The 19,448-nt window shown below is 63.2% G+C and carries 12 protein-coding genes; 5 read left to right on the top strand and 7 right to left on the bottom strand.

The window, feature by feature from the left end; genetic code table 11:
* Positions 1–91: 91 nt before the first annotated feature.
* From ACN9MW_RS08815 to ACN9MW_RS08785, 7 genes are all read right to left on the bottom strand, one after another.
* On the bottom strand, positions 92–436 hold the full coding sequence (locus ACN9MW_RS08815; protein WP_426169910.1) for a hypothetical protein: 345 nt from the start codon (positions 434–436) through the stop codon (positions 92–94).
* 81 nt (positions 437–517) lie between these two features.
* Complete coding sequence (locus ACN9MW_RS08810) at positions 518–1,081, bottom strand: hypothetical protein (protein WP_426169907.1); 564 nt, start codon at positions 1,079–1,081, stop codon at positions 518–520.
* Positions 1,082–1,160: 79 nt separating this feature from the next.
* A complete protein-coding gene (locus ACN9MW_RS08805; RefSeq protein WP_426172157.1) occupies positions 1,161–1,493 on the bottom strand; it encodes an energy transducer TonB in 333 nt (110 codons plus the stop codon).
* A gap of 36 nt (positions 1,494–1,529) precedes the next feature.
* Complete coding sequence (locus ACN9MW_RS08800) at positions 1,530–1,862, bottom strand: energy transducer TonB (RefSeq protein ID WP_426169904.1); 333 nt, start codon at positions 1,860–1,862, stop codon at positions 1,530–1,532.
* 50 nt (positions 1,863–1,912) lie between these two features.
* A complete protein-coding gene (locus ACN9MW_RS08795) occupies positions 1,913–3,658 on the bottom strand; it encodes a methyl-accepting chemotaxis protein (protein ID WP_426169902.1) in 1,746 nt (581 codons plus the stop codon).
* Positions 3,659–3,993: 335 nt separating this feature from the next.
* Entirely contained in the window at positions 3,994–4,938 is a 945-nt protein-coding gene (gene dusA / locus ACN9MW_RS08790; protein WP_426172156.1) for a tRNA dihydrouridine(20/20a) synthase DusA, read from the bottom strand.
* Between the two features lie 151 nt (positions 4,939–5,089).
* On the bottom strand, positions 5,090–7,231 hold the full coding sequence (locus tag ACN9MW_RS08785; protein WP_426169899.1) for a DUF3141 domain-containing protein: 2,142 nt from the start codon (positions 7,229–7,231) through the stop codon (positions 5,090–5,092).
* Between the two features lie 127 nt (positions 7,232–7,358).
* Between ACN9MW_RS08785 and ACN9MW_RS08780 the strand changes: the two genes are divergently transcribed.
* The 5 genes from ACN9MW_RS08780 to ACN9MW_RS08760 are packed head-to-tail and all read left to right on the top strand — an operon-like array spanning position 7,359 to position 19,440.
* The gene (locus ACN9MW_RS08780; protein WP_426169897.1) at positions 7,359–8,561 is read left to right on the top strand and encodes a DUF4861 family protein; all 1,203 of its coding nucleotides are present in this window, start codon (positions 7,359–7,361) and stop codon (positions 8,559–8,561) included.
* Between the two features lies 1 nt (position 8,562).
* Positions 8,563–11,319 (top strand): Tat pathway signal sequence domain protein, encoded by a 2,757-nt coding sequence (locus ACN9MW_RS08775; RefSeq protein WP_426169894.1) that lies wholly within the window; start codon positions 8,563–8,565, stop codon positions 11,317–11,319.
* Positions 11,320–11,333: 14 nt separating this feature from the next.
* On the top strand, positions 11,334–13,655 hold the full coding sequence (locus ACN9MW_RS08770; protein ID WP_426169892.1) for a glycoside hydrolase family 2 TIM barrel-domain containing protein: 2,322 nt from the start codon (positions 11,334–11,336) through the stop codon (positions 13,653–13,655).
* Positions 13,652–16,480: a GDSL-type esterase/lipase family protein gene (locus tag ACN9MW_RS08765; RefSeq protein ID WP_426169889.1), complete on the top strand. Its 2,829-nt coding sequence runs from the start codon at positions 13,652–13,654 to the stop codon at positions 16,478–16,480. Before ACN9MW_RS08770 ends, ACN9MW_RS08765 begins: the two co-directional genes overlap by 4 nt.
* Positions 16,477–19,440 (top strand): DUF4982 domain-containing protein, encoded by a 2,964-nt coding sequence (locus ACN9MW_RS08760; protein ID WP_426169887.1) that lies wholly within the window; start codon positions 16,477–16,479, stop codon positions 19,438–19,440. Before ACN9MW_RS08765 ends, ACN9MW_RS08760 begins: the two co-directional genes overlap by 4 nt.
* The last annotated feature ends 8 nt before the right edge of the window (positions 19,441–19,448 follow it).

The following is a 19,448-nucleotide window of genomic DNA, read 5'->3' as shown; positions in this document are numbered from 1 at the left end:
CAGCGCTGTGCTGCTTAGCCTGGTGGCCTCTGCAACCTGGCTGCTGTGCTCGGCGGACGTGCTGACGCACATCCCCCTCTTCTTCCACTGATTACCAGCGACGGCCACGATAGCCGTGGCGATGGCGGTTGGTGAACAGGAAGTCAAAGCCAATTGTCACCGGCGGGTAAGCATACACCGGCGCTGGCGCATAGTAAGGCGCAGGCGCCACATAGACTGGCTGCGGCGCAACATACACAGGCTGCTGTTCAACATACACCGGCTCGCTCGAATAGGTCACCTGCGAACCGGAACGCGCAGCGGTACCGTTCGGCACCGGCGTCACCGAAACCGTCCGCCATTCATATGGATTGCTGGAGGCATAGCGCACCGGCTGTTGGGTGGCGCAACCGGCCAGGCCCAGGGCCAGCACCGGCAAGATCATCAAGGTTTTCATGGCATTCTCCTTCCCAGGATTCAACTATAGGGAAAAATCGCGCGCATGTCGCAGGTTTTACAAATGCTTACCGCGGGCAACTCAAATATACGGGATGTCGCAATTGTCGACCGCCTTGCCCGCCGCATCGACGCGCTGGGCACATAGCCGGTAAGTGATCCCATAATCCATGTCGACCCGGTACACCTTGCCATACGGCAGGGATACCGTCTCCTGCAACACGTGCTGGTAGCTCAGGGCCGGCACGTCGGCCGGCACCGCGATCGATGTATGGAAGTTGCGGCGGCGGTCTTGCTGGCGGCGGTGCACGTCGACGTTCAGCCCCAGGTCGAGCGTAATGCCGCCGCGCTCGAAGGCGTAGCGCGTGACGTTGCGCGAGGCAAGCAGCACGCCCCAGGCGCAAGGCAGGGCATCCGGGCAATGTTTGAGCTGGGCCAAGGGGAAGATTTCCTCGTTATTACTCAATTCCTGGAGCTGCCAGGCGGTGCGAGTACCGTCCAGCTTGCCGCTCGCCGCATTCGGCCAGGTCATGGAATTGACGACAACAACATACTGCTTGTTGCGCACCGGGTCATTCGGGTCGCGCCACATGGCGCAACCGGATAGCAAAATGCCGGCTAGTGGAACGAGAAACAGAACTTTCATACGGGCTATCCAGACGTAATACCCGCAGATTAACAAAAAACGGCCCACGAGGGGCCGTTTTCTTGTACAGGAACACCGGTCAGTCGAGCTTCCAGGCGTAGTCCACCTTGGTCCAGGTCTCGGCCGGCGCACCGTCCTTGGTGCCCGGCTTGAACTTGCAGGCGCTCAGCGCCTTCATTGCAGCCTTGTCCAGGTTCTTGAAGCCGGATGACTTGTCCAGCTTGGAATCCTTGACGTCGCCGTTTGCGGCAACCAGGAAGGACATGCTCACGGTGCCCTGCTCTTCATTCATCAGGGACGCTTTTGGATACTCAGCCTTGCAATTCTTGGCATCGAACGATGCTGGTACTTCGGCCGCGAAGGCCGATGCGCCCATTGCGAGCGCTGCAGTGATAACACTCAACTTGGTCATCATGATGTTCCCCTACCGAATGAGAAAAGAAATGATTTACAGGGACCAGACGTAGTCGACCTTGGTCCAGGTCTGGGCTACGGCGCCGTCCTTGGTGCCTGGTTTGAATTTGCAAGCGGTAATGGCCTTGACTGCCGCCTTGTCCAGGTTCTTGAAGCCGCTGGATTTATCCACTTTGGAATCCATCACCTCGCCCGAAGCCGAGATCAGGAAGGACATGGTGACCTGGCCCTGTTCCTCGTTCATCAAGGAAGCTTTCGGGTATTCAGCCTTGCAGTTCTTGGCATCGAATACTGCTGGGGTTTCGCCCGCGAATGCGGAAACGGAAACGATGGATGCTGCGATAAAACCAATCAGACGCTTGTTCATTTCAAATCCCAATCAAAATTTATAAAAGACTGCGGGTGTGTCCCCGATTATTAGAATTCTTCCCATTCGTCGCTGCCGGCGGTGGCGGCCACCACTTTCTTCGGTGCTGGCGCGCTCGCGGCATGCCGCTCGCCCGGCTTGGCGGGAGCCGCGCGTTTCGCCGGAGCCTTCGGCACCACGGCAACAGCGGTCTGGGTGACGGCCGGCTTGGCGGCGGTCAGCGCAAATTCGGTTTCAGCGTCCAGCTTGAAGATCGACACCACGCGCGACAGCTCGCCAGCCTGGTCTTGCAGCGACTGCGCAGCGGCAGCAGCTTCTTCCACCAGCGCAGCGTTCTGCTGGGTCATGGCATCCATCTCGATGATGGACTGGTTCACCTGCTCGATGCCGGCGCTCTGTTCCTGCGAAGCGCTGGCGATTTCGCTCATGATGTCGGTGACGCGGCGCACGGAAGCAACCACTTCATCCATGGTCACGCCAGCCTGGCCGACCAGTTTCGAACCACGTTCCACTTTCTCGACCGAGTCGCCGATCAGGGACTTGATTTCTTTCGCGGCGCCAGCGGAACGCTGGGCCAGGTTGCGCACTTCCGATGCCACCACGGCGAAGCCGCGGCCCTGTTCACCGGCACGCGCTGCTTCGACAGCGGCGTTCAGCGCCAGGATATTGGTCTGGAAGGCGATACCGTCGATCACGCCGATGATGTCGACGATCTTGTTGGCGGAAGCATTGATCGAGCTCATGGTCTCGACCACTTGCGATACAACCTGGCCGCCTTTCAGCGCCACGTCGGAAGCCGATGCTGCCAGCTGGTTGGCTTCGCGGGCGTTGTCGGCATTCTGCTTCACGGTGGAGGTCAGTTCTTCCATCGCGGAAGCAGTCTTCTCCAGCGACGAAGCCTGCATTTCGGTACGCGACGACAGGTCGATATTGCCGGCAGCGATTTCGCGCGAAGCGGTGCCGATGGTTTCGGTACCCTGGCGCACCTGGCCAACGATATCCACCAGGCTGTCGCGCATTTCCTTGATTTCGACCAGCAGCGAATCCTTGTCGGTGGACGAGGTGTCGATCTGCACCGACAGGTCGCCATTGGCGATGGCGCCAGCGATCGACGCCGTGTAGTCAGGCTCGCCGCCCAGTTGCTTCAGCAGGCCGCGGGTGATGACCCAGGCTGCGAAGATCGACACTACCGTGGCGGCCAGGCCTGCCACGATCATGAACAGGCGTGCCGACGAGAAGCCTTCAGCGGCTTCCACTTTCATTTCTTCGTTGATCTTGTCTTCCAGCGAAGCCAGTTGGACCAATGCTTCGGTCCACTTCTTCTGCGCCGGCTTGATTTCCTTCAGGTAGATCTTGGTTGCGGCCAGGGCATCATTGGCCAGCCACAGTTCGGATGCCTTCTTCACGGCAGGCAGCACCAGCGCTTCCTGCGCCTTCACTTGCGTCAGCAGTGCTTTTTCTTCTGGCGTGGCATCCTTGGCGTAGAGGGCGCTCAGCTTGGCATCGGCGTCCTGGTAATCCTTCAGCTCTTTGTTGATGCGGGCCAGTTCCGGCTCCATGTCGGAAGGTTCGGACATCAGCGTCAGGATCTTCAGGTCGCTGACGTTTTCAACGTTGTTACGCATGTCGACCACCAGCCGGGTAGCCACAGCATTCACACTCACCACATGATCCAGGCGGTCCTGAATCTGAGCCATGCGCCAGATGCCGACGATGGTGATAATGACGAGAAACGCCAGTACCAGGAAAAATCCGAGGGCGAGGCGGGCCCCTACTTTCATTTTGCTCAAATTCATTTCGGCTCTTAATTAGAAGATTTTCGATTGCCTGAAGGATGCTTTAGTGAAACATTAACCACATCCACTGACCCTTGCTGCTACGCAAGTATCGACAGTAGCAAACTATGACTGCGAATGCAAAGACCGCTATCGCCGCGGGATGAAACCTGTCGTATTTCATCCCAAAAACGCGGTAGGAACCGCAAATTGCAAGTGTGTATCAAGGAAATTATAGACGTGAGGTTTCCACAGGGCAAGCAAATTTTGCTTACCCTGTTGGCAATTGAACTTCCTTCGGAGAAACAGCTCAGCAGCAGCGCAAATCGGAAGTGAATGCGCAGGACAACTCGCGTTTACTTGGTTCGACTGAAAGCGTCGAGCAGGATTGCCGGATCGCCTGCCGCGAGTTTGCTGGCATCGGACAAGGTCTGGCGATACTGGCGCGCGCCCTGCAAACCCTGGGCCAGGCCCAGCATATGACGGGTGATGGTGTTGATCTTCAAGCCCTTGCCGCCCTCTTTCGCAAGCTGCTCCTCGATATACGGCATCATCGCCTCGAGCACCTGCTGGCGGCTGCGCGGCGGCTCGCTCGCCCCGTAGTAGCGCTGGTCGAAGGCAGCCATCAGGTAAGGGTTATGGTAAGCCTCGCGGCCCAGCATGACGCCATCCACGTGCTGCAGGTGGGTATCGATTTCTTCCAGGGTCTTGATGCCGCCGTTGATCAGGATCTCGAACTGGGGGAAGTCTTTTTTGAGCTGGTAGGCGTATTCGTACTTCAGCGGCGGAATCTCGCGGTTTTCCTTGGGCGACAAGCCCTTCAGGATAGCGTTACGCGCATGCACCACGAAGGTCGTGCAGCCGGCTTCCGCCACGGTACCGACGAAATCGCGCACGAAGTCGTAGCTTTCCTCATGGTCGATGCCGATGCGGTGCTTGACGGTGACCTCGATGTCGACCGCATCCTTCATCGCCTTGACGCAATCGCGCACCAGCTGCGGCTCGGTCATCAGGCAGGCGCCGAAGGCCCCCTTTTGCACCCGCGGCGACGGGCAGCCGCAATTCAGGTTGATTTCATCGTAACCCCACTTCTCGCCCAGTTTGGCGGAAATGGCAAGATCCTTCGGATCGGAGCCGCCAAGCTGCAGCGCCACCGGATGCTCCTCCTCATTGAAGCGCAGGTGGCGCTCAACATCGCCGTACACCAATGCCCCGGTCGTCACCATCTCCGTGTACAGCCAGGTGTACTGCGAGATCAGGCGATGGAAATGACGGCAATGGCGGTCGGTCCAATCCATCATCGGCGCCACGGACAGGCGGCGGGAAGGCTTGGGGGCGATCGGGGTGGTCATAATGCAAAGGTCAACAAGAAGGGCCGCATATTATAGCGAAAGTCGGGGTCAGGTCTGGCAATCCGCCATTTTGGCGGATTGCCAGACCTGACCCCGACTTTCAAGCGAAGAGTTCTTCGACGCGGGACATGCGGCGGGCCGCTTCGCCTGACAGGGCGCCGGAGGCGGTCATGATCTGGCGGATGCCTTCCAGCGCGCGCTTGCGGTCGACGTCGGCCAGCAGCTTTGGCACCGCCGACATGGCGCGCTCTTCATCCAGTTGCAGGATCATGTTCTGTTCCTGCACCACTTCCTTGAAGCGGGCCAGCGATACGCGCTCCTTCGCCGGCAGCAGTGTGCGCAGTTCACGCAGCACGCCAAAGGCCCGCTCGTCGGCCACGCGCACTTCGGGACTACGGGCGATATACAGGATCGACCGCACCACCGCTTCCCTTTCGCCGCCGCTCGCCAGGCGCTTGGCCGCTTCGGTGCGCCGCGCGGCCACCACCGACTCGCGCGCAATATCGCGCCCGATGCGGCGGCGAATATTGGCCGAATCAGCGCGCAAGCCCAGTAGCGTCTGCAGCAGCGGCTGGCCATACGTGGACAGGAAGAACTGCTCCACCGACTGGTCGCGCATCACCTGGTACTGATCCAACGCCGCCACGATCTGCTCGGAAGCCGCCTCCTGCATCCTCAGGAAGAAGTTATCCTGCGCAACGGGCTTGCGCTGCCCGCGCACTTGCTCGGCCAGGGCGCTGATCCCGCCCAGGAAAGGATTCATATCTGAGAACAGCTCGTAGCGCATGCGGTAGGGATGCATGCGCCGCATCCACTCTGCCGACTGCTCATTGGTTGCGGCCTGCACGAACGGGCTGACGAAAGTGCGATACAGCCCCTGGTTGATTTCTGACAGCCGCGCCACCGCGGCAAAGCGGCGTTCATCTTCATCGTCGTTGCCGCCCAGCGCGCGCAATTCGTTCAAGTCGCGCCTTTCAAAGCGTACAACGTAATTACCCGCTGCCAGCTCGGGGCTGTGCACGCCGTCACCGGCCTTGTCGATAAAGACCGCTTCGTAAAGCCCCGGCGGCAGCACGTCGATCAAGTCCATCGAGCGCGCGAATTCATCGTGCTCCTTGTTGGCGACGGAAGCCGACACGAAGATGCCAAGGTGCCCGATCGATTCGTGCAATGTGTACACCACGGTCTGCCCGCCAGCCACCAGCGCCGCATCGTCTTCATACAGGTCAAGCAGCCAGCCCAGCGCCTGCTGCGGCGGCGTGATGTCGTCGCCCCAGGAGCAGAACACTACAATCGGTGAGCGGATATTGCGCAGGTCGATGCGGCGCCCGGCCGTGTCGTGGATGGTGCCGTTGCTCAGTCGGTTGCCGACGAACAGGTTGTCGGTGATGAACTGGATTTCCTCCGCGTTCAGCAGCACCGGGTTGCCCCACCAGCGCTCGAACTCGAGGAAGCGCTTTTCCTCGGTGTCCACATTGGCATACACGTGGTAGCCCTTCTTCCAGTAGGTATTGGAAGGGTTCATGTTTTCGAAGTTGCTGACCAGGTGGGCGCCATCGAACTTGCCGTTGCCAAGGTCGCCCGCCAGGGACGTCATCCAGGTGCCGCCGGTCAGGCCGCCCAGGTAGCGCAAGGGATTCTTGCCGCGCACGCCGGCCCAGTAAGACAAGGGCGCGCCAGCCAGCACCAGAGGCCCAGCCAGCTCGGGATGCAACGCCGCAGTCATCATGATCTGCCAGCCGGCCTGGCAGTTGCCGATCAGGGCCGGCTTGCCTTCGGCCTGCGGGTGCAGGTAGGCCACCTGTTCGATGAACTGGGCTTCGGCATGGCAGACGTCCTCGATGGTCTGCCCCGGCACCGGCGCCGGCAGGAAGCCGATGAAGTAGCAGGGATTGCCCGCCTTCAGGACGACGCCGATCTCGCTGTCCTGCTTCATGCCGCCGATGCCCGGGCCATGCCCGGCGCGCGGATCAACGACGATGAAGGGTCGCTTGCTCTCGTCGATCTCCACGCCCTCAGGCGGGATGATCCGCATCAGCGAATAATTCACCGGCCGCGGAAGCGTACGGCCATCGATAACGGTCTCGAATTCGAAATTGAGCACATGCGGCGCGGTCTCGCGTTCGCGCGCATTGCGCTCGGTCCCGCGGCGATACAGCACGTCCATGAAGAGGATCGAACGCTGCCAGGCGTCGGTCCAGTACTCCACTGCTTGCGCTGCAAGGTTGGTTTGGTCGGCCATGCAATTCTCCCTCAGCGTGTATCTGATCATTTACATGATTACTATGCCCTGCTCCGTTGACACTCCCTGCGCGAAATCCAATACTCGGAACACTATTGTGATCACATCAACCTTAACACAGCCTACCATGCGCGCCAAAGCACTGTTCCTTATTCTCGCCGCTGCCGGCAGCGCGCATGCCGCCGAACGCCTCACCATCACTGCCAGCCATGAACTGGCGCAGGCGCGCCCCTCCGAGACGATCGCTGTGCCATGGGCAGAAGTCAATCGCGCCCTGCCCGGGGCATTGCTGCAGAAGATCACGGTGCGTGATGCGTCGGGCAAGGCCTTGCCCTACCAGGTGACCAACGTTCTGCCGGAAGCGAAAGATCCCGAGGGCAAAGGCATCGCCTACGGTGAGCTGATCTTCCAGCACGACTTCGCGGCTGGTGAGCGTAGCGCTACCTTCACCGTCGAGAAAAGCGGCGCCGTGTCGCCCCCGTTCCCTTCCAAGGTGTTTGCGCGCTACGTGCCGGAACGCCTGGACGACTTCGCGTGGGAGAACGACAAGGTGGCGCACCGCACCTACGGGCCAGCGCTGGGCGCGCCGGCAGAACCGGGCAGCGGCAAGGAAGTGCTGGTCACGAGCGGTCTCGATATCTGGTTCAAACGCGTGGAATACCCGATCGTCGACCGCTGGTACAACAAGGGGCACGACCATTATCACCATGACGAAGGCGAAGGCATGGACATGTACAACGTCGGCCGCTCGCGCGGGGCCGGCGGTACCGGGATCTGGGATGGCATGACACTGTCCACCGCGCGCAATTATGCAAAATGGAAGGTGCTGGCAAACGGACCGGTGCGAGCAGTCTTCGAACTCTCCTATGACAGCTGGGATGCCGCCGGCGTCAAGGTCTCGGAAGCAAAACGCTTCACCGTCGACGCGGGACACTATTTCGACCAGGTTGAAAGCACTTTCACGTTCAACGGCGTTCCCTCGCTGACGGCGGCCCTGGGGCTGAACCGGAATCCGGCCGACAAGGGCCAGGAGGCCGTCGTGACGACGGGACGCGCCGCAGGCTCGCTAAGCCAGTGGGTCGAGCAGAAAAGTAATGGTGCGTTTGGCGTGGCCGTCATCCTGCCGTCCGCCGAGGGTTACGCGCAGGACGACCTGAATGAACTGGTCACCGCGCCTGTCGTTTCAGGCAAGCCTTTGCGCTATTACGCCGGCGCGACATGGTCGCGCGGCAGCCCGTTCGCCAGCAAGGCTGACTGGGATCGCCATATCGCCGCCGAGACCGCGCGCATCAAGTCGCCGTTGAAGGTCTCGTACAAGGGCGCTCAATGATATGGCGCAGCTGACACGACGACAGTTTATCCAGGCCTCCGCGCTCGCTTCGCTGGCCGGCATCGCCGGCCCTGCCGGTGCGGGCGATGCCAGCGGGGCCGGCGGGGCGACGCACAGTTCCGACACGGCCGCGAATGCCGCGGCACTTGCCGCTGCCTCGGAACCCGACGTCCCCCTGCGCTGGCTCGAAGGCGCCGCTCCAGCGCTGTCGCTTGGCACGACCTTTACCGTTCCGTGGCCGCGCGGCCAACAGAAACAACAGCAAACCTTCGTCCTCGCCAGCGCTGCCGGTGAACACCCCATGCAAAGCTGGCCGCTCGCCTATTGGCCCGACGGCTCGCTGAAGTGGACCGCCCATGCGATGCCGGCCGAGCCCTCCCTCCTCGTCGGCGGCTCCCTGAGCGTCCGGCCCGGCAAGCCCGCTTCCCGTCCTGCCGCCGCCATCGTGGTGCAGGAAGCGCAGGACGCGTTCACGATCGACACCGGCATCATCCGCTGCGTGCTGCCGCGCAGGGGCGAGCAACTGATCCGCAGCATCACGCGCGACGGCAGGTCCATCGCGCAGGCGTGCCGCCTGGTAGCGCTCTGCGACGACCAGCCCGACGCCGGCAACGGCGCCACCCGGCAGCAGCATTTCTCCAGCGCCATCGAACGCACTACTATCGAACAGCGCGGCCCCCTGCGCACCGTCGCGAAGATCGAAGGCCGCCACCGCAGCGCCAACCGCGCCTGGCTGCCCTTCACCGTGCGCCTGTACTTCTACGCTGGCGCCGAACCCATCCGCATCATGCACACCTTCGTGTTCGACGGAGACGAAAACAAGGACTTCCTGCGCGGGATCGGCCTTCGCTTTGAAGTTCCCATGCGCGACGCCCCGCACGACCGGCACGTGCGCTTCAGCGGCGGGGACGGCGGCCTGTGGGGTGAAGGCGTGCGCGGGCTGACTGGCTTGCGCCGCGATCCCGGCGCAGCGTTCCGCCAGGCCCAGGTAGCCGGCCTGCCCGTGCCGCCGCTAGGGCAAATGAACAAGCAGGTCAGCGAACGCCTGCAACTGATCCCTGCCTGGGGCGACTACACGCTGTCGCAACTGTCGGCAGACGGTTTCCAGATCCGCAAGCGCACCAAGCCTGGCCACGGCTGGATCAACGCCGCGTGGGGCCGTCGCGCCGCCGGTTGCGGTTACGTCGGCGGCGCCAGCGGCGGCGTCGTATTCGGCCTGCGCGACTTCTGGCAGCGTCACCCCACCCAGCTCGACATCCGCAGCGCCCACACGGAAAAAGCCGAAGTGACGATGTGGATGTGGTCTCCCGACGCCCAGGCCATGGACCTGCGCTTCTATCACGACGGCATGGGCATGGAAACCCACGAGCAGGAACTGGAAGGCCTGGAGATCACTTACGAGGATTACGAAAAAGGCTTCGGCACACCGGTCGGCGTGGCACGCAGCAGCGAGATCACGCTGTGGGCGCTGGCCGCGACGCCGCAGCGCGAGCAGATGGTGCGCATGGCCGCCGCCGTGCAAACCCCGCCGCAACTGGTGGTCTCGCCCGCCCGCTACCTGGCGACCGGCGTGTTTGGCCCGATGTGGGACCTGCCCGACCGCTCCTGCCCCGCCCGCGCGGAGCTCGAAAATGAGCTGGACAAGCGCTTCGACTTCTACCGCAACGAGGTCGAACAGCGCCACTGGTACGGCTTCTGGGACTACGGCGACGTCATGCACACCTACGATGCCGACCGCCACACCTGGCGCTACGACGTCGGCGGCTACGCCTGGGACAATTCCGAACTGTCGCCCGACCTGTGGCTCTGGTACTCATTCCTTCGCACCGGCCGAGCCGATATCTTCCGCCTGGCCGAAGCCATGGCGCGCCACACCAGCGAAGTGGACACCTACCATCTGGGCCGCTTCGCCGGCCTAGGCTCGCGCCACAACGTGCAGCACTGGGGCTGCAGCGCCAAGCAGCTGCGTATCAGCCAGGCCCTGTACCGCCGCTACTATTACTACCTGACAGCCGACGAACGCATCGGCGACATCATGCGGGAACTGCTGGATGCCGACGCCAGCCTGGCCGCCGTCGACCCGCTGCGCAAACGCGCCGGCGCGCTGCAAGGACCGTACACGGCGCGCGCCAGTTTCGGCACCGACTGGAGCTCGCTGGCCGGCACCTGGCTGGTGGAATGGGAGCGCACCGGCGACAAGCGCTGGCGCGACATGCTGCTGGCCGGGATGCGCGACATCGCCGCCATGCCGCAAGGCTTTTTCAGCGCCAATGCCATGGGCTACGACCGCAGCAGCGGCCATCTGCACAACACCCAGGGCGGCAAAGTCACCGCCAGCCACCTGAACGTCGCCTTCGGCGCGCCGGAAATCTTCGCCGAACTGATTGCAATGCTCGACCAGCCGCGCTTCGAGCAAGCGTGGCTGCGCTACTGCGCCCTCTACAACGCAAATCCTGCGGAGCAGCAACGCGAACTTGGCGGGCCGCATGGCGGCACCAATGCCTTGCGGGTCGGCCATTCGCGCCTGACTGCCTACGCGGCCTGGCGCCGCAACGATGCGGAACTTGCGCGCAGGGCGTGGCAGGAGTTCTTCAGCGGCCGCACGCCAGCGCTGCGCTGCACCACGATCAAGGGTCCCGACGTGCTGGTGCCGGTCAGCGAAGTGCCATGGATGACCACCAACGACACCGCGCAATGGGGCCTCGCGGCTATCCAGAACCTGGCGCTCGCTGGCGCACAGCTTCCAACCAAATCATAACAAGCCAACGAGACATGAAGACCAGATTACTTGCAGCGCTGCTGGCAGCTGCGCTTTCCGGCCACGCCCTGGCCGACGGCCGTTCCACCGTCAACTTCGACGCCGGCTGGCGTTTCCTGAAGGCGGACGCCAAAGGGGCGGAGAAGCAGGCCTTCAACGACGGCAAATGGCGCACCCTGGCTGTGCCGCATGACTGGAGCATCGAAGGTCCGTACGACCAGGCCAATCCCAGCGGCCGTGGCGGCGGCTACCTGCCCGCCGGCGTCGGCTGGTACCGCAAGACATTCACGCTCCCCCAATCGGAAGCTAAGCGCCGCGTGCGCATCGAAATCGATGGCGTCATGTCCAACAGCGAAGTCTGGATCAACGGCAAACTGCTTGGAAAGCGTCCTTACGGCTACAGCAGCTTTGCCTACGACCTGACGCCCCACCTCAGGTTCGGCAAAGGCCAGTCCAACACCATCGCCGTACGTGCCGACAACTCCGCCCAGCCGGCCTCGCGCTACTACACTGGCGCCGGCATATACCGGCACGTACGGCTCGTCAGCACCGAGGCCGTGCAATTCGGCGACGGCGGCGTGTATGTCACCACGCCTGAAATCAGTGCCGCTGGCGCGAAGCTCGCCCTGCGTTCCGACGTCCGCAACACCGGCAGCGCCGCCGGCGAATACACGCTGCAGGTAACCATCTACGACCCCGATGGCAAGGCGGTGCAGGACGGCGAGGTGCGCCGGCAAATCGCTGCCGGCGCCTCCGCCGACATCGCGCTGGACCTCCCAGTGGCCGCGCCGCAGCGCTGGTCGCTCGAATCGCCAAAGCTGTACCGCGCCGTGGCCACGCTGCGCAATGGCGGCACGGTGCTGGACCAGCACACCAGCACCTTTGGCATCCGCGATTTCCGGTTCGATGCCGATACCGGATTCTGGCTGAACGGCGTCAACCTCAAAATCAAAGGCGTTTGCCTGCACCATGATGCCGGCGCTCTGGGCGCTGCCGTGCCGCTGGATGCGTGGCGGCGCCGTTTCGAGCTGCTGCGCGAGGCGGGCGTCAACGCCATCCGCACTTCGCACAATCCCGTGGCGCCGGAATTCCTGGACCTGGCCGACCAGATGGGCTTCCTGGTCATGGACGAGACCTTCGATACCTGGAACGAAGCAAAGCACAACGGCGAGCAAGGCTACAACCGCTTCTTCACCGACTGGTGGGAAGCCGATACCCGCGCCATGGTTCTGCGCGACCGCAACCACCCGAGCATCATCCTGTACAGCGTGGGCAACGAGATCCACGACAACCTGGACAACCCGGAAGGCTTCCGCAAGTACAAGCAGCAGCAGGACCTGGTGCACCAGCTGGACCCGACACGCCCCGTCACCATGGCGCTGTTCCGCCCCGGCCTATCCAAGGTGTATGAGAACGGCTTTGCCGAAATGATGGATATCGTCGGCCAGAACTACCGCGAGAACGAACTGGTGGCGGCGCACAAGGTCAAGCCGGCGCGCAAGGTGATCGGCACCGAAAACAACCATGCCCTTTCAGCCTGGCTGGCGTTGCGCGACAATCCTTTCATGGCGGGCCAGTTCCTGTGGGTCGGCTTCGACTACCTGGGCGAGGCCGATTGGCCGATGACGACCTACGACCAGGGCCTGTTCGACCGCGCCGGCAACTGGAAGCCGCGCGGCCTGCAGCGTCGCAGCTGGTGGTCCAGCAAGCCGGTGGTGCATATTGTGCGCAGCCAGGATAACGGCGGCGTCGGGCCGCTGCGCGCTGACTGGACCCCGACCGACATCCATACCTACGACGATGCCAAGGTCCAGGTCTACAGCAATGCCGAGGAGGTCGAACTGTTCCTCAACGACGCTTCGCTGGGCGTGAAAGCCAAACCGAAGAACGATTCCCCGCGCCAGTGGGACGTCACGTTCGCCCCCGGCAAACTGCGCGCCGTGGCGCGGAACGGCGGCAAGGAAGTGGCCTCGGACGAGCTGCAGACCGCCGACGCGCCTGCGCGCATCGAGCTCACCACCAGCCGCAGCGAGTTGGGCGATGGTTTCGACGACGCGGCCTTCGTCTGGGCGCAGGTTGTCGATGCCAAAGGCGTCCCCCATCCGAATGCCACGGCCGCCATCACCTTCAGCATTGACGGTCCCGGCATGTTGGCTGCCGTCGATAATGGCGATAACACGAGCCACGATTCCTACCAGTCCAACCAGTGCAAACCGCAGTTTGGCCGCTGCCTGGCGGTAGTGAAAGCCAGCGCCGCCAACGGTGCCATCACGCTGCGGGCTTCCGCTCCGGGCATCGCAGCGGGGTCCGTCAGCATCGCGGCGGGGAGGAAATGATGCCCGCGCCACGCCTTGCTGCCACCATCCTGCTTGCCGCCGGCACGTTCGCACAGGCTGCAAGCGCCGCTGCGCCGCAGCCCCGGCACTTCGCTTTCGGCGACGCCCCCGTTGCCGCCAGGAGCGCCGCTGTCATTGCCGTTACTCCCGATATGGCCTACACCGCTGCGCACGGCTACGGCTTCGAACCCGGTGCGGCGCCCGGCGGCGGCAAGCCGTTCTACTTTTCAGTCGACCTGCCCGAAGGCAGCTACAAGGTCACCGTCAGGCTTGGCGGCGCCGCTGCCGCCAGCACCACGGTCAAGGCCGAGCTGCGCCGCCTGATGCTGGAGAACGTGCAGACGGCCCCCGGCCAGTCTCAGGTCAAGACTTTCGCCGTCAATATCCGCACTCCCCCCATCGCCGCAGCAAACGATGTCGCCGCCGGCGAAGTCCAGTTGAAAGTCCCGCGCGAGACCGTGCAGGAGGCCTGGGCCTGGGATAACCGCCTGACGCTTGAATTCAATGGCAACAACCCATCGCTGCAATCGCTGGATATCGAGCCGGCAAACGGCCGCACGGTTTTCCTGCTTGGAGATTCGACGGTCAGCGACCAGCCGCAGGAGCCGTATAGCAGCTGGGGCCAGATGTTGCCCCGCTTCTTCAAGCCGGGCAGCGTCGCAGTCGCCAACTATGCCGAGTCGGGCGAAACCTACCGCGATTCGCTGGCGCGGCGCCGGCTCGACAAGGTCCTGAGCCAGCTCCATCCGGGCGACGTGGTGCTGATGCAGTTCGGGCACAACGACCAGAAGCAGATCAAGGATGGCAAGGGCGCTCCTTTCACTACCTACAAGGAAGAGATCCGCGAGTACGTGCAAGCCATCCGCAAGCGTGGCGGCCTGCCCGTCATCATTTCGCCGATGGAGCGCCGCAACTTCGACGCCAGCGGCAAGATCGTCCCTTCCCTCGCCGACTATGCCGAGGCGGCGCGCCAGTCCGCGACGGAACTGAAGACGCCCTTCATCGACCTGAACGCGATGAGCAAGGTGTTTTACGAAGCGCTCGGCCCTGAAGGTTCGAAGGCGGCCTTTGCTTCCCCTGCTCCCGGCAAGATCGACAACACCCACCACAATAACTACGGCAGTTACGAGCTGGCCAGGCTGGTGATCAAGGGCATTCGCGACAACCGGCTTCCTCTGCAAACCGATATCGCTTCCGATGTCGCGGTCATCGACCCAGCCCATCCTGCGCCGCCCGAACGCTTTGCCGTCCCGGCCAGCCCGAACCGGGCCACAGAACGGCCACCTGGCGACGATGCCAATGCCGGCGACGCCTGGCTGTTCGCCTATTTCACCGGCAATGGAGTAGACGGCCTGCACTTCGCCAGCAGTACTGACGGCTACCGTTGGGAGAAAGTCGGCTTCGGGCGCAGCTACCTGGCGCCGAAGGTGGGCAAGGCAAAACTGATGCGCGACCCGTGCATCGTGCGCGGTCCGGACGGCACTTACCACATGGTCTGGACCAGCGGCTGGAACGAAAACAATATCGGCTACGCCTCTTCGAAAGACCTGGTCAACTGGTCGGCGCAGAAGGAGCTGCCGGTGATGGCTCACGAACCCGGCGTTCTGAATACCTGGGCGCCGGAAATCGTGTGGGACGCAAAGCGCAGCGAGTTCCTGCTGTTCTGGGCTTCCACCGTGCCGGGCAAGTTCCCTGCGCCGGCAGCCTCGCCGGAAGGCAAGTACAACCACCGCATGTACGCCACCACTACGAAGGACTTCGTCACCTTTACGCCCACCCGGTTGTTCTACGATCCCGGTTTCAGCGTGATCGACGCGACCTTCCTGCGTGCGGACGGCCGCAACCTGCTGCTGGTGAAGGATGAAACCAGTGTCCCGGCCCACAAATACCTTCAACTGGCCGATGCGCCCGACCTGCAAGGGCCCTTTGGCACGCTCGGCAAGCCCTTCACCCCGCCCGGCCTCTGGGTCGAGGGACCAACCGCCATCAAGGCCAACGGCGAATACCTGGTCTACTACGACGCCTACCAGGCCAAGCGCTATGGCGGCATGCGCTCGCGCGACCTGGTCAACTGGGAGGACGTCAGCGATCGCATGCACTTCCCCGACGAGGGCACGCTGCAGCGCATGCGCCACGGTACCGTATTCGCCGCACCGGCCAGCGCCATCGCGGCGCTCAACGCGGCAGCCGGACCGGCTACCACGGTCGCGAGCTCCCAGAATTACGAAGCGCGCGTGCCTTACCAGAGCTATTTCGCCGACTACCTGGCGCTGTGCAAGGGCCGGCCGGCGGAGCTGATCTTCATCGGCGATTCGATCACCGAGCAATGGCGCTGGGGCGCGGGCGCTCCGGTCTGGAAGCAGCGCTTCGAAGACCGCGCCTTTGATTTCGGCCTTGGCGCCGACAAAACCCAGCACGTGCTGTGGCGCCTGCAGAACTTCGACCTGTCCTTCCTGAAGCCGAAAATTGCCGTGCTCATGATCGGCACCAATAATGTTGGCGATTCGCCGGAAGACATTGCCGCCGGTGTGCGCGCCGTGATTGCAGCGATCCAGGACAAATTCCCCGGCGTGAAAGTAGTCCTGTGCAGCATCCTGCCCAATGCGCGCGCCAACGACAAGATGGCCGCCGCCAACAAGCTTCTGGTGCCAATGGCCGACGGGCGCAATGTGCTCTACCTCGACCTGGCATCGAAATTCACGCCTGAAGGCGACAACTGGAAAGGCCTGAGCCGCGACAAGCTGCACCTGACCACCGAAGGCTACGCCACGTGGGCGGCCGAACTGGAATTCCTGCTCTCCACCATTGCCGCCGCCAAGCCATGACATTCCGCACACTCCCCTGCCTTACCCTGATGGCCGCCTGCGTGGCGGCAGCTGTCGCGCAGGCGGCGCCGTCACAGCGCAGCGTCTACGACTTCAATCCCGGATGGCGCCTGCTGGTGGGCGACCCTGCCGGCGCCAGCCAGCCCGGCTTCGACGACCAGGCATGGAAGCCGGTTACGCTGCCGCGCGCCTGGAATGAGGACGACGCCTTCAAGAAGGACATCGCCGACCTTTCCACCGGCATCGCCTGGTACCGCAAGTCTTTCCGCCTTCCGCCCGGATCTGCCGGCGGCAAGGTCTTCCTCGAGTTCGAAGGCGTGCGGCAGGCGGCGGAGGTGTATGTCAATGGCAAGCAGTTGATCCTGCATGAAAATGGCGTGATGGCGTTTGGCGTCGACATCAGCGATGCCATCCGGCCTGGCGACAATGTGATCGCCGTCCGCACGGACAACGCCTGGGATTATCGAGAGAAGGCCAGCAACCAGCGCTTCCAGTGGTCGGACAAGAACTTCAACGCCAACTACGGCGGCATCCCGAAGAACGTCCGCCTGCACGTGGCGGGCAAGCTTTACCAGACCTTGCCCCTCTACTCGTCGCTCGGCACCACTGGCGTGTATGTCTATGCCAAGGGCATCAACGTCGCGGCGCGCACGGCCAATATCCACGCCGAATCACAGGTCCGCAATGAAACGGGACGGCCGCGCACTTTCGCCTATGAGGTGAAAGTGCGCGACCGTGACGGCAGGCAGGTAGCCAGCTTCAACGGCCCGGTGCAGACGCTTGCCGCCGGCGCCACCGGCACCGTCAGCGCCGGAGGTCGTGTCGAACAACTGAACCTGTGGAGCTGGGGCTACGGCTACCTGTACGACGTCGATACGACGCTCAAGGTCAACGGCAAGGCGGTCGACACCGTGCGCACCCGCACCGGCTTTCGCAAGACCGAATTCGACTTCGGTGTAGTCAAGCTGAACGACCGCGTAATCCAGCTCAAGGGATACGCCCAGCGCACCTCCAATGAATGGCCGGCGGTGGGCATGTCCGTGCCGCCCTGGCTGAGCGACTACAGCAACCGCCTGATCGTCGAAGGCAACGGCAACCTGGTGCGCTGGATGCACACCACGCCGTGGAAGCAGGACGTTGAATCGCTCGATCGCCTGGGCATCATGCAGGCCATGCCGGCTGGCGATTCCGAAGCCGACGTGACGGGGCGCCGCTGGGAACAGCGCATCGCCCTCATGCGCGACGCCATCATCTACAACCGCAACAATCCAAGCATCGTCTTCTACGAATCCGGCAACCGTGGCGTTTCGGACGAGCATATGCAGGAGATGAAAGCGCTGCGCAACCAGTTCGATCCGCACGGCGGCCGCGCTTCCGGCAGCCGCGACATGCTGGGCAGCCGCTTCAACGAATACGGCGGCGAAATGCTCTACGTGAACAAGAGTGCGCGCCAGCCTTTCTGGTCGATGGAGTATTCGCGCGACGAAGCGCTGCGCAAGTATTGGGACGATTTCTCCCCGCCTTTCCACAAGAACGGCGATGGTCCCCTGCACAAAGGGAAAGACGCCAGCGCCTACAACCGAAACCAGGACACGCACGCCATCGAGGACGTGCTGCGCTGGTACGACTATTACGCCGAACGTCCTGGCACCGGGCGCCGCGTCAACAGCGGCGGCGTGAATATCGTGTTCTCGGACACCAATACCCATCATCGGGGCGCGGAGAACTACCGCCGCAGCGGCGAGGTCGACGCCATGCGCATTCCGAAGGACGGCTACTTTGCCCACCAGGTCATGTGGGATGGCTGGGTCGATGTCGAGAAGCCGCGGCTCCATATCATCGGTCACTGGAACTACGCCCCTGCGACAAAGAAGGACGTCACGGTCGTCTCCAGCGCGGCGGAAGTCGAACTGCTGCTGAACGGACGCTCCCTTGGCAGGGGCCAGCGCAGCGCCGGCTTCCTGCATACCTTCCCTTCCGTGGCCTACGAAGCGGGCGAGCTGAAAGCCATCGGTTACTCGACCGACGGCAGGCCGGTCGCCGAGGCGACTTTGCACACAGCCGGAGCGCCGGTCGCGCTGCGCCTGAAGGCCGTCACCGGTCCTGGCGGCATGCGCGCCGACGGGGCAGACATGGCCCTGTTCGAAGTGGAAGCCATCGACGCCGAAGGCCGCCGCAACCCGGTCGCGCTGGACATGGTCGACTTCAGGCTGGAAGGGCCGGCCGAATGGCGCGGCGGCATCGCGCAAGGTCCGGACAATTACATCCTCAAGACCAGCCTCCCCGTCGAGGGCGGCGTCAACCGAGTCCTGGTGCGCAGCACGACCCGGCCCGGCGCCATCACCCTGCGCGCCAGCGCCCAGGGAATGCAGCCAGCAGCCGTCACACTGCAATCGCATGCGGTTCCACAGCAAGGCGGGCTGGTTGTCGGCAGCGCCGCTGACGGCCTGCCCTCCTACCTGGAACGCGGCCCGACGCCGGCCGGTCCATCGTTCAAGGTGTCGCGCGTATCGGTCGGCGTGGCCAGCACCACGGCAGGCAGCAACGACGCGGCCGCCGCCAGGACCATCGACGACGACGAGACCACCGGCTGGACCAGCAGCCAGGAGGCGGGCAAACGCTGGATCGCTTATGAGCTGGAAAATCCTGCCACGCTGACGGCAGCCAGCCTGCGCCTGTCCGGCTGGCGCGAGCGCAGCTACCCGATCCGCATCACGGTCGATGGTCAAGAAGTGTTTGCCGGCGACACGCCGAAAAGCCTGGGCTACGTCACCTTGCCATTGCGGCCGGTCCACGGCTCCAGCGTAAAAATCGAACTGACCGGGCCCACGGTGGACAGCGACGCCCTGAAATTGATCGAAGTCGACGCGAACGCCGTGCCGGATACCGGCGCCAATCGCGCGCCACGCGGCGTGCTGTCGATTATCGAGGCAGAGTTCTACGAAAAATCGAGGAAATAAGCACTGCG

It is taken from the genome of Pseudoduganella sp. R-34 (assembly GCF_049904655.1).
In the GTDB taxonomy this organism is placed as follows: domain Bacteria; phylum Pseudomonadota; class Gammaproteobacteria; order Burkholderiales; family Burkholderiaceae_D; genus Rugamonas.
The sequence above is the reverse complement of the archived record's forward strand: the minus strand, read 5'-3'. Positions and strand labels throughout refer to the sequence as shown.

What these genes read in the sequence shown, in the direction of transcription:
- ACN9MW_RS08815 (WP_426169910.1), bottom strand. Translation starts at nt 436, where the DNA reads ATGAAAACCTTGATGATCTTGCCGGTGCTGGCCCTGGGCCTGGCCGGT.
- ACN9MW_RS08810 (WP_426169907.1), bottom strand. Translation starts at nt 1,081, where the DNA reads ATGAAAGTTCTGTTTCTCGTTCCACTAGCCGGCATTTTGCTATCCGGT.
- ACN9MW_RS08805 (WP_426172157.1), bottom strand. Translation starts at nt 1,493, where the DNA reads ATGACCAAGTTGAGTGTTATCACTGCAGCGCTCGCAATGGGCGCATCG.
- ACN9MW_RS08800 (WP_426169904.1), bottom strand. Translation starts at nt 1,862, where the DNA reads ATGAACAAGCGTCTGATTGGTTTTATCGCAGCATCCATCGTTTCCGTT.
- ACN9MW_RS08795 (WP_426169902.1), bottom strand. Translation starts at nt 3,658, where the DNA reads ATGAATTTGAGCAAAATGAAAGTAGGGGCCCGCCTCGCCCTCGGATTT.
- dusA (WP_426172156.1), bottom strand. Translation starts at nt 4,938, where the DNA reads ATGATGGATTGGACCGACCGCCATTGCCGTCATTTCCATCGCCTGATC.
- ACN9MW_RS08785 (WP_426169899.1), bottom strand. Translation starts at nt 7,231, where the DNA reads ATGGCCGACCAAACCAACCTTGCAGCGCAAGCAGTGGAGTACTGGACC.
- ACN9MW_RS08780 (WP_426169897.1), top strand. Translation starts at nt 7,359, where the DNA reads ATGCGCGCCAAAGCACTGTTCCTTATTCTCGCCGCTGCCGGCAGCGCG.
- ACN9MW_RS08775 (WP_426169894.1), top strand. Translation starts at nt 8,563, where the DNA reads ATGGCGCAGCTGACACGACGACAGTTTATCCAGGCCTCCGCGCTCGCT.
- ACN9MW_RS08770 (WP_426169892.1), top strand. Translation starts at nt 11,334, where the DNA reads ATGAAGACCAGATTACTTGCAGCGCTGCTGGCAGCTGCGCTTTCCGGC.
- ACN9MW_RS08765 (WP_426169889.1), top strand. Translation starts at nt 13,652, where the DNA reads ATGATGCCCGCGCCACGCCTTGCTGCCACCATCCTGCTTGCCGCCGGC.
- ACN9MW_RS08760 (WP_426169887.1), top strand. Translation starts at nt 16,477, where the DNA reads ATGACATTCCGCACACTCCCCTGCCTTACCCTGATGGCCGCCTGCGTG.